The sequence below is a fragment of the Brevundimonas sp. genome, from assembly GCF_023259385.1.
Lineage (GTDB): Bacteria > Pseudomonadota > Alphaproteobacteria > Caulobacterales > Caulobacteraceae > Brevundimonas.
Map to the genome: position 1 here is coordinate 1 of NZ_JAHFPF010000147.1, position 8,883 is coordinate 8,883.

Annotated in this window: 13 protein-coding genes; 6 read left to right on the forward strand and 7 right to left on the reverse strand. The window is 68.9% G+C overall.

Going from position 1 to position 8,883, the window contains the following annotated elements:
• Positions 1 to 860: esterase-like activity of phytase family protein (locus Q0C81_RS11900; protein ID WP_291837989.1), on the forward strand; the 860-nt coding region annotated here is incomplete at its 5' end.
• Positions 861 to 914: 54 nt separating this feature from the next.
• Here the strand turns inward: Q0C81_RS11900 and Q0C81_RS11905 are convergent.
• The 4 genes from Q0C81_RS11905 to Q0C81_RS11920 form a co-directional block, all read right to left on the reverse strand.
• Positions 915 to 1,217, reverse strand: a complete 303-nt coding sequence (locus Q0C81_RS11905; protein ID WP_291837992.1) for a hypothetical protein — start codon at positions 1,215 to 1,217, stop codon at positions 915 to 917.
• Positions 1,218 to 1,294: 77 nt separating this feature from the next.
• Complete coding sequence (locus Q0C81_RS11910) at positions 1,295 to 1,903, reverse strand: demethoxyubiquinone hydroxylase family protein (protein WP_291837995.1); 609 nt, start codon at positions 1,901 to 1,903, stop codon at positions 1,295 to 1,297.
• Positions 1,881 to 2,414, reverse strand: a complete 534-nt coding sequence (locus tag Q0C81_RS11915; RefSeq protein ID WP_291837998.1) for a disulfide bond formation protein B — start codon at positions 2,412 to 2,414, stop codon at positions 1,881 to 1,883. The genes Q0C81_RS11910 and Q0C81_RS11915 overlap by 23 nt, the downstream gene beginning before the upstream one ends.
• A gap of 161 nt (positions 2,415 to 2,575) precedes the next feature.
• Positions 2,576 to 3,154, reverse strand: a complete 579-nt coding sequence (locus tag Q0C81_RS11920; RefSeq protein WP_291838001.1) for a YqaA family protein — start codon at positions 3,152 to 3,154, stop codon at positions 2,576 to 2,578.
• 144 nt (positions 3,155 to 3,298) lie between these two features.
• Between Q0C81_RS11920 and Q0C81_RS11925 the strand changes: the two genes are divergently transcribed.
• Together Q0C81_RS11925 and Q0C81_RS11930 are read left to right on the forward strand one after the other, a co-directional pair.
• Positions 3,299 to 3,739, forward strand: a complete 441-nt coding sequence (locus tag Q0C81_RS11925) for a VOC family protein (protein WP_291838004.1) — start codon at positions 3,299 to 3,301, stop codon at positions 3,737 to 3,739.
• Positions 3,736 to 4,353 carry a DUF6655 family protein gene (locus tag Q0C81_RS11930; RefSeq protein WP_291838007.1) on the forward strand — a complete coding sequence of 206 codons (618 nt, stop codon included), beginning with the start codon at positions 3,736 to 3,738 and terminating at the stop codon, positions 4,351 to 4,353. Before Q0C81_RS11925 ends, Q0C81_RS11930 begins: the two co-directional genes overlap by 4 nt.
• Here the strand turns inward: Q0C81_RS11930 and Q0C81_RS11935 are convergent.
• Positions 4,350 to 5,264, reverse strand: a complete 915-nt coding sequence (locus tag Q0C81_RS11935; RefSeq protein ID WP_291838010.1) for an acyl-CoA desaturase — start codon at positions 5,262 to 5,264, stop codon at positions 4,350 to 4,352. The genes Q0C81_RS11930 and Q0C81_RS11935 overlap by 4 nt on opposite strands.
• Entirely contained in the window at positions 5,261 to 5,719 is a 459-nt protein-coding gene (locus Q0C81_RS11940; protein ID WP_291838013.1) for a hypothetical protein, read from the reverse strand. The genes Q0C81_RS11935 and Q0C81_RS11940 overlap by 4 nt, the downstream gene beginning before the upstream one ends.
• Positions 5,720 to 5,807: 88 nt before the next feature.
• Between Q0C81_RS11940 and Q0C81_RS11945 the strand changes: the two genes are divergently transcribed.
• Complete coding sequence (locus Q0C81_RS11945; RefSeq protein ID WP_291838015.1) at positions 5,808 to 6,119, forward strand: metalloregulator ArsR/SmtB family transcription factor; 312 nt, start codon at positions 5,808 to 5,810, stop codon at positions 6,117 to 6,119.
• A 71-nt stretch (positions 6,120 to 6,190) separates the two neighbouring features.
• Entirely contained in the window at positions 6,191 to 8,044 is a 1,854-nt protein-coding gene (locus Q0C81_RS11950) for a DUF885 family protein (RefSeq protein ID WP_291838018.1), read from the forward strand.
• 4 nt (positions 8,045 to 8,048) lie between these two features.
• On the opposite strand, the gene Q0C81_RS11955 is transcribed toward Q0C81_RS11950, so the two are convergent.
• The gene (locus tag Q0C81_RS11955; RefSeq protein ID WP_291838021.1) at positions 8,049 to 8,288 is read right to left on the reverse strand and encodes a zinc-finger domain-containing protein; all 240 of its coding nucleotides are present in this window, start codon (positions 8,286 to 8,288) and stop codon (positions 8,049 to 8,051) included.
• A 100-nt stretch (positions 8,289 to 8,388) separates the two neighbouring features.
• Between Q0C81_RS11955 and Q0C81_RS11960 the strand changes: the two genes are divergently transcribed.
• A partial coding sequence (locus Q0C81_RS11960) for an ABC transporter ATP-binding protein (protein ID WP_291838024.1) occupies positions 8,389 to 8,883 on the forward strand: 495 nt, incomplete at its 3' end.

The following is an 8,883-nucleotide window of genomic DNA, read 5'->3' on the forward strand; positions in this document are numbered from 1 at the left end:
CCGTCGGCCTGGGCCTGCCCGGCGGCGCCCGCCTGGCCGAGGGCGTCCGCTTCGCCGGCGGGATCGAACTGGTTCTGGACCCGACCTCTCTGCTGCATAGCCTGTCCGATCTGAAGCTGACCGGCGACGCTCAGGGCGATGGGGGCTTCGTCAGCGTCACCGACGCGGGCGACCTGGTGCGGGGCCGACTGGTGCTGGACGCCCGGGGGCGGCTGACCGGCGTCTCGGGTCTGCAGCGCCGTCGCCTGACCCTGCTGGACGGCGCACCCATCGTGGACAAGGTCGACGGAGACGCCGAGGGCCTGCTGGTCACCGACCGCGGCGACCTGTTCATCAGCTTCGAGCGCAATCACCGCATCTGGGACTACGGCTCCGCTGACGCCCCGCGCGCCATGCCGACGCCCGTGCGTCACCCGGACGTGGCGCTGCCGCTGAACGACGGCATGGAGGGGATCTCGGCCGCCCGTGACGGCGGCTGGCGGGTGACGGCGGAGAACGGCGGCGTCTGGGATTGCCACCCCGCCGCCTGCCGCGTCGTGACGCCCCCGCCCGCGACGCCGCCGACCGACGGCGACTACCGCACCACCGGCATGGATCGTGATCCGGCAGGTCAGGGCTATGTCCTCGTCCAGCGTTCGTACCGGCCCCCGCTGGACGCCCGCGCCCGCATCCGTCGCATGGGCGAGGACGGCGCGCTCGGTCCGGTGCTGGTCGAACTGAAGCTGCCCGGCACGACCGACAATTTCGAAGGGATCGCCGCCGTCGCCCGCGAGGGCGGGATGCGCCTCTACATCCTGTCCGACGACAACAGCAATCCCGCCCAGCGGACGCTGCTGCTGGCGTTCGACGTGGCGAACTAGACCCTCGAGACCGGGGCCCGCGTTGACGCGGTCCCGGCGTCGCCGGATCCGACCCTATTCGCTCTGGGTTCTACGGTGGTTGTTCTGCGCCCGTCGCAGGGCGTCCTGGCCCGCGGCGGCCTCGGCCCGCATCTGCGCGCGGCTGCGGCAGACCCGGACCTGGACACGGCGACCGGTCACCGCTTCGTGGCGACATACGATCTCGGCGTCATTGCCCGCGGTCGCGGCGGCGCCGGAGGTCCCGGTCGCCGACGTCTGGGCGCTCGCGGTCTGGGCCGCATCGACCGTTGGCGATGCGGGGACCTGGGGAGCCTGCGCTACGATTGCGAACGCCAGAACGGCCGATGCAAGAACCATGACCAAACGCACCATTGCTGATTGATGACCTTGGGCGAGAGTAGTGCCTGCCCAGGGTGATAAATCAACTCAGGGCGTCAGACCCTCTCCGAGACCTTGATGGCCACGCGGCAACCCGCCTTGATCACGGCGCTGAGCAGCTCATAGGCCGGGGCCTCGCGGCTGCCGTGTTCGACGGCGTGGTCGTGGTGGGCCAGTTCTTCCTCGCGGAATTTCGTCAGCTCGGCCGCCAGCGCGGGATCGCGGTCCCGGATCTCGGCGATCTGGTCGGCGTAGTGTTCCTCGATCACGCTCTCGACCGCCTCTGTGCAGGCGTGGGCCGCCTTCTCGCCGATCAGGGCGGTGCCGGCGCCCAGCGCCAGGGCGGCCAGGCGCCAGACCGGGGTCATCACGGTGGGGCGCACGTTCTCGGCCTTGAGCAGGGCCTGGAAGCGCTCCAGATGGACCTGCTCCTGGCCGCGCATCTCCGCCATGTCGACGGCGATGGCTTCCTTGCCGGCGCGGCCCGCGAAGACGGCGTGCTGGGCGCGGTAGATGTGGACGGCGGCGTATTCGCCCGCGTGGTCGACGCGCAGGATCTCATCCCGGCGGCGCTTGCTTGCGCCGCGGCCGGGGCGGGGCAGGGGGATGCGGCGGTCGCCCTCGTGGGAGCCGGTCATCGGATCAGGATCGCGGGGCGCGGGCATCCTTGGGCCTCTTGGCGGCGAGAAGGCTGAACCCGGCCAATGCGGCGGAGATCAGCGCGTTCCATCCTGCCATGCTGAGGCCGAGGAAGGTCCACGTCACGGCGTCGCACATGGCCACCCGGGGCGCCGGACCCGTGCCCAGCGCCAGGGCGGTCATGCTTTCCAGATCGACCGAACCGCCGGCGGCGCAGGTCGCGGGCAGGGCCCACCACTTCAGCTCGCCGCCCATGTGGAAGACGGCGGTGATGGTGCCGGTGGCGAAGATCACGGCCAGCAGGAAGGCGGCGATGCGCGGCGTGCCGCGGCTGCCGCGGCTGACCAGATGCCAGACGGTGGCGAGCAGGGCGACGACCACGGCGCCCCAGTAGACCTCGCGCGCCTTGAGGCAGAGGTTGCAGGGCGAGATGTCCCAGATCGTCTCCGACAGGTGGGCGAAGCCCAGCAGCGCCAGCGACGCCACGAGCGCGAATGCGGTCCACCACCGCGTCAGGAGTCGATACAGGCCTCTCATCAGACGACGTTCATAGCGAGGCTTGAGCCATCCGTCGATTGGGCGGGTTTAGACCATTTTCGCTTCAGGTCGGATCGACCTGAATCCAGAAAATGGTCCGGCATCAAACTGGAGCGAAATCTGAGCCGAGCCGGACTGCGTCCAGCTCGGCCGATCTCGCTCTAGAAGAGGAACTTCACCGCCACGAAGGCGCCGACCAGCACGGCGAGACCGATGAAGGTCCACATCGCCAGCCGCTTCTCGACCACCGCCAGCACCGCCGGCCCCCAGGTCTTCAGCACGAAGGCCACCGCGAAGAAGCGGGCGCCGCGTGTGATCACGCACAGCGCGAGGAACAGCGCCAGATTGAACTGGAAGATACCCGACGCGATGGTGATCAGCTTGAACGGGATGGGGGTCAGCCCCTTGATGAGGATCACCCAGGCGCCGTGCTGCTGGAACAGGGCCTTGGAGGTCTCGAAGGTGTCCGCCTTGCCGAGGAAGGCCAGGATCGCCAGGCCGACGGGTTCGAGAAAATAGCCGATCGCATAGCCGAGGAGGGCGCCGAGCACCGAGGCGATCGTACAGACGGCGGCGTAGAAATACGCCCGTTCCGGCCGCGCCAGCACCATCGGCGCCAGCATGACGTCCGGCGGAATGGGGAAGAAGGAGCTTTCGGCGAAGGACACCACGGCCAGCGCCTTGGTGGCGTGCTTGCTGCGGGCCTGTGCAAAAACCCAGTCGTAAAGCTTGCGGAGCATCGATCCTCCGGCGAAAGGCCGAGCCTCCGCGTCTAGCAGGGCGCGCGGTCCGACGCATCCGCCGAAACGCAGCTTGAGTCGCGGTCGCGGCGATCCGCCGCTATAAGGCCGCCTCCGCCCACCTCCCCCTCGGATCGGAAGACCATGCGCTACCTGCACACCATGGTCCGCGTGACGGACCTCGACGCCTCCCTGCGCTTCTGGTGCGACCTGCTGGGCCTGCACGAAATGCGCCGGATGGAGAACGAAGCCGGGCGCTTCACCCTGATCTTCCTCGCCGCCCCCGCGGACCTGTCGCGCTCCGAGGCCGAGCGCTCCCCGGAGGTCGAACTGACCTATAACTGGGATCCGGAAACCTATTCCGGCGGGCGGAATTTCGGCCATCTGGCCTACAAGGTCGATGACATCTACGCCGCCTGCCGACGCCTGATGGACGGCGGGGTGGTCATCAATCGGCCCCCGCGTGACGGCAACATGGCCTTCGTCCGGTCGCCGGACGGCATCTCCATCGAACTTCTCCAGGAGGGCGCGCCCCTGCCCCCCGCCGAACCCTGGGCCTCGATGCCCAACACCGGGAGCTGGTGATCTTGAAAGCTTTCGCGCTTCTGCCCCTGGCCTTGCTGGGCCTCGCGGCCTGCGCCTCGACCTCGGAGACCTACCCGTCGCGCACCGCGACGGAGCAGCTTCTGATCTCGCGCGCCGCCGACCGCGCGGTCGAGGGCCTGACCCTGCCGATCCCGGCCGGTTCGCGCGTGTTCGTGGACGACACCTACTTCCGCGCCGAGAACAGCCCCTACGCCGTCAGCGCGGTGCGCAACGCCCTGTCGGACGCCGGCTACGCCCTGGCCCCGTCCCGGGCCGAGGCCGACGCGGTGTTCGAACTGCGCGCCGGGGCCCTGTCGCTGGAACAGATGCGCCGCGTCTTCGGCCTGCCGGACATGCGGGTGCCGATCAACGAGAGCTTCAACGTGGTCTCGATCCCCGAGCTGTCGGTCTACAGCCGCCGCGACCGGATCGGCGTCGCCGAGTTCTCGGGCTTCCTTTACGAGCCCAAGACCGGCGCCCCGCTGGGCGCCGTCCTGCCGATGACCGGGCAGTTCCGCATCCGCAGCCACAAGCTGCTGATGATCGTGGCCTGGGGCCAGCAGACCGTCGATCCCGGCGAACGCGACCCGGGCGACAGCTGGCGGCAGTTCTAGGGTTTCGCCGGAACCAGCACCTTGCGGTCGCCCATCGTCTCCGGCGTGCGCACATCCCACGCCAGTCCAAGCCGCTCGAGCAGCCGGATGAAGCGGTAGCCCCAGTCGCTCTGGCCGGGGTACAGGCCGATCCGCGCCGAGCCCGGGAAGGCGTGGTGGTTGTTATGCCAGGCCTCGCCCATGGTCGGGATCGCCGCCCATGGCACGTCATGCGCCTGCACCCCCGCGCCCTCGACCAGCCAGCTTTGCGGCCCGCGCCGATGGGCCAGATGGCCGACGAACCAGTGGCCTGAGACCGAAGCCGCCACCCGCGCGCAGACGCCCCAGACCACGAAGCCCCAGCCGCCCATCAGATAGAGCCCGGCGGCGATGGGGACCTGTTGCAGCATCCAGGTCCGTTCCAGGAGGCGATAGAAGCGGTCCCGGCCCACGCGGCCGAGGTCGAAGGCGGGCGGATGCATCAACTTCAGCCGGCAGTGCATCTGCCAGACCGCGTCGATCAGCATGGGTCGCCGGTGGGCCAGATAGTCGTGGCAGTCCGCCTGCCGCTGGGCCCAGTCGCGCAGGTCGTGGGTGCGGATCATCCAGAACGGCCCGCTCATGCCCACGGCGGTCCCAACCCAGACCAGGACATGCTCGAGCCATAGCGGGCATTTGAAGCTGCCGTGGATCAGCCGCCGGTGGAAGCCGACCGAATGGCCCAGCAGCAGGCCGGCGCCGGTCGTGATCGCGAACACCGCCGCCGCGCCCGGACTGACCGTCAGCGGCCCCAGCACCAGCGCGCCCGCCAGCATGCCGCCGTTCCAGATCGAATGGATCGGATCCCAGACGACCCGGCCCTCGACGGGCGAGCAGCCGGGCGTTTCGACCAAGCTGTTGACCGCGCAGGGGTCGGGGTGGTCGCCGCTCACCGAACCTGACCGTCGTCATAGGCTAAGCGACATGCCGTGAACCCGGCGGCGGCGCCCCCGACCGCAGCCGGGAGAGCGCTCAGAAGGACAATCCCCACGGCGTTCGGGTCCACAGTAAAGCTCAGGCCTGTGGCGAACGCCCACAAGGTGAACGGGGTCGCGACGGCCGCGACGCCGCTCCCGACGACGACGGCCGTCAGGCGATCCCGTCGCCGCGCCCAGTGCAGAACCGCCCATACCGGTCCCCCCACCAGAAACAGGCCGCCGACCCAGAACGGCAGCGTCGCCATGCCGATCATGAGGCCGAGGCCCAGTCCGCCCAAACCTGCGAACAGCCCTACGGCGCCGAGCACGACCGAGGCCGCGGCGCACCCGGTGATGCTCGCGGCCAGCAGCGCTATGACCCCCAGCCTCCCTTGGGCCAGCCCTCGCCTGATCTTGTCCGTCCGCATCATGGTCAGCTCATTTAGTATTTAAGCCATTACCTAACTGCCGAATGATCCCTCTGGCAAGTGGTTCGCAAATCGCTTAAATGTCGCAGCCATGCAGCGCGTGTTCGAAGCCCTCTCCTCCCAGATCCGGCGCAAGATCCTGGCCTATCTCGCCCACACCGACCTGACGGCGGGCGAGATCGCCGCGCGGTTCGAGATCTCCAAGCCCGCGGTCAGCCAGCACCTGACCGTGCTGGAGAACGCCGGGCTGGTGACCAGCGAGAAGCGCGGCCAGTACGTCCACTACAGCCTGGTCCCCGACCATCTGGCCAACACCCTGAACAGCTATGCGCAAGAGGTTTGTCCGGTCTCCAAGCCCCTGAAAGCCGAGAGCGCGGACATCGCCAAGACGCGCAAGCCCTGACGCCGCCGTACCTTGCGTCCCTCCGCCGGACCGTCGAAGGTCCCGGCCGTCATGTTTCCGGGAGGGTTTCCATGCGTCGTCTTCTGATCACCACCGCCTGCGCCGTCGCCGTTCTGGCCGGGGCGCCCGCCGTCGCCATGGCCCAGACCGCCGCCCCGACCGCGGACATGTCGATCCAGACCGAGGACGCGCGGCTGGCGGCCTTCTTCGAACAGGCGTGGCAGGAGCGGATCGCCCTGTCGCCGCAGCAGATGACCTCGCTGGGGATCAAGACGGACTACGACAAGCTGGACGACGTCACCGACGCCGCGGCGGACCGGTCGCTGGCCCTGGCCGAGAGCCAGCTGGCGCGGATGAAGAGCGGATTCGATCCGGCGACCGTGAACGCCGACAGCCGGATGTCGATGCGATTGTTCGAATACGGGGTGGCGCAGGCGCGCCTGTCGAACCGCTGGCGCGACTGGGGCTATCAGTTCGCCGCCAACGGCAATCCGACCACGGGGCTGCCGGTCTTCCTGATCAACAACCACCGCGTCTCCAGCGTGTCGGACGCCGAGGCCTATGTCTCGCGCCTGCGCGCTTCCGAGCGGGTGATGGGCGAGATCGCAGATGAACTGCGGGACCGGGCGTCGAAGGGAATCATCTCGCCGAATTTCGTGTTCGAGCCCTCGATCGCCAACACCCGCAACATCATCACCGGCGCGCCGTTCGACGGCGGGGCCGACAATCCGGTCTGGGCCGATTTCCAGCGCAAGGTCGGCGCCCTGGATACGGACCAGGCGACCAAGGACCGCCTGCTGGGCGAGGGCCGCGCGGCCCTGACCGGCGAATGGAAGCGCGGCTATGAGACGGTGCTGACGGCGCTGGCCGAGGTGCAGCAGCAGGCCGCCGTCATGCCCAACCGCGACGGCGGCGTCTGGCGGCTGCCGGACGGCGAAGCCTATTACAACGCCCGCCTGCAGCTCTCGACCACCACCGACCTGACCGCCGACCAGATCCACCAGATCGGCCTGGGCGAAGTGGCGCGCCTGCAGGGCGAAATGCAGACGATCATGACCCGTGTCGGCTTCACCGGCACGCTGCAGGAGTTCTTCACCCTGCTGAAGACCGATCCGCGCTTCCAGTATCCGAATACGCCGGAGGGCAAGGAGCAGTATCTGACCGACGCCCGCGCCTTCATCGCCCAGGTGATGGAGGCCGCGCCGCGCTGGTTCAGCGACCTGCCCGAGGCGGCGCTGGAGGTTCGCGCGGTCGAGGCGTGGCGCGAGGCCACCGCCTCCATCGCCTTCTACAACGCCCCGGCGCCCGACGGCTCGCGCCCCGGCATCTACTACGTCAACCTGTCGGACATGACCCAGGTGCTGAAACCCCAGATCGAGGGCATCAGCTATCATGAGGGCGCGCCGGGGCATCACTTCCAGATCGCCTACGCGCAGGAGATGCAGGGCCTGCCGTCGTTCCGCCGCTTCGGCGGCTACGGCGCCTATGCCGAGGGCTGGGGCCTGTACGCGGAGCAGCTGGGCAAGGAGATGGGCTTCTATCAGGACCCCTATTCCGACTTCGGCCGGCTCTCGACCGAGCTGTGGCGCGCGGTGCGTCTGGTCACCGACACCGGCCTGCACGCCAAGCGCTGGAGCCGCGAGCAGGCGATGGACTATTTCCGCCAGAACTCCCTGCTGAGCGAGCGTGACATCCAGAAGGAGGTCGAGCGCTACATCACCAGCCCCGGCCAGGCGACCAGCTACAAGATCGGCGAGTTGAAGATCATGGAGCTGCGCGCGCGGGCCCGCGCGGCGCTGGGCGAACGCTTCGACATCCGCGACTTCCACGCGGTCGTGCTGGGCTCGGGCTCGGTGCCGCTGGACGTGCTGGAGGTCCAGGTCGACGCCTGGATCGCGGCGGGCGGCGGCGCACCCGCCTCGTAAGGGGTCAGTGCGCCTCGGGCGGGCGAGCGGCCGGGCTGTGGTACTCGCTCTCGGCCTTCTTCTTTTTGCCGAGCACGAAGCGGCGGTCGCAATAGCCGCACTCGACGTGATCGTCCTCGCCCATGTCCATGTAGACGAGCGGGTGGCCGAGGGCGCCGCCGCCACCGTCGCAGGCGACGCGCTTGGACGTCACCACGATCTCTTCCGGCGGCGGGATGATCACGGTGGTGGGTCGCGAGGACATTCGGACGGCTCTGACTTGGCGATTGGTGCGAGGGTGCATAGGTATGCGCGCGCGCTCCATACCGTCAAACGGAGCCGCTCGAAACACCCGAAAGCGCCGAATGACCGAGACCGACACCCTGCCCGTCAACGCCATCGAGGTGCGGGGGCTGGAAAAGACCTATGCGGGCAACAAGAAGTCGCCGCCCAAGACCGCCCTGCGCGGAGTCGATCTGGTCATCCCGCGCGGCTCGATGTTCGGCCTGCTGGGCCCGAACGGCGCGGGCAAATCGACCCTGATCAACATCCTGGCCGGGATCGTAAACAAGACCGGCGGCACAGCCTCGATCTGGGGCCGCGACATCGACAAGCAGCCGCGCGACGCCCGCGCCGCGCTCGGTGTCGTGCCGCAGGAGATCGTCGCCGACGTCTTCTTCACCCCCAGGGAGGCGCTGGAGGTTCAGGCCGGCTTCTACGGCGTGCCGGCCAGTGAGCGCCGCTCGGACGAGCTGCTGGCCGCGTTGGGCCTGTCGGACAAGGCCAACGCCTACGTCCGCGCCCTCAGCGGCGGCATGAAGCGCCGCCTGATGGTGGCAAAGGCGCTGGTGCACAATCCG

Coding starts and splice junctions, on each gene's coding strand:
- Q0C81_RS11955 (WP_291838021.1), bottom strand. CDS start 8,288: ATGTCCTCGCGACCCACCACCGTGATCATCCCGCCGCCGGAAGAGATC.
- Q0C81_RS11940 (WP_291838013.1), bottom strand. CDS start 5,719: ATGATGCGGACGGACAAGATCAGGCGAGGGCTGGCCCAAGGGAGGCTG.
- Q0C81_RS11920 (WP_291838001.1), bottom strand. CDS start 3,154: ATGCTCCGCAAGCTTTACGACTGGGTTTTTGCACAGGCCCGCAGCAAG.
- Q0C81_RS11905 (WP_291837992.1), bottom strand. CDS start 1,217: ATGGTTCTTGCATCGGCCGTTCTGGCGTTCGCAATCGTAGCGCAGGCT.
- Q0C81_RS11925 (WP_291838004.1), top strand. CDS start 3,299: ATGCGCTACCTGCACACCATGGTCCGCGTGACGGACCTCGACGCCTCC.
- Q0C81_RS11950 (WP_291838018.1), top strand. CDS start 6,191: ATGCGTCGTCTTCTGATCACCACCGCCTGCGCCGTCGCCGTTCTGGCC.
- Q0C81_RS11945 (WP_291838015.1), top strand. CDS start 5,808: ATGCAGCGCGTGTTCGAAGCCCTCTCCTCCCAGATCCGGCGCAAGATC.
- Q0C81_RS11915 (WP_291837998.1), bottom strand. CDS start 2,414: ATGAGAGGCCTGTATCGACTCCTGACGCGGTGGTGGACCGCATTCGCG.
- Q0C81_RS11910 (WP_291837995.1), bottom strand. CDS start 1,903: ATGCCCGCGCCCCGCGATCCTGATCCGATGACCGGCTCCCACGAGGGC.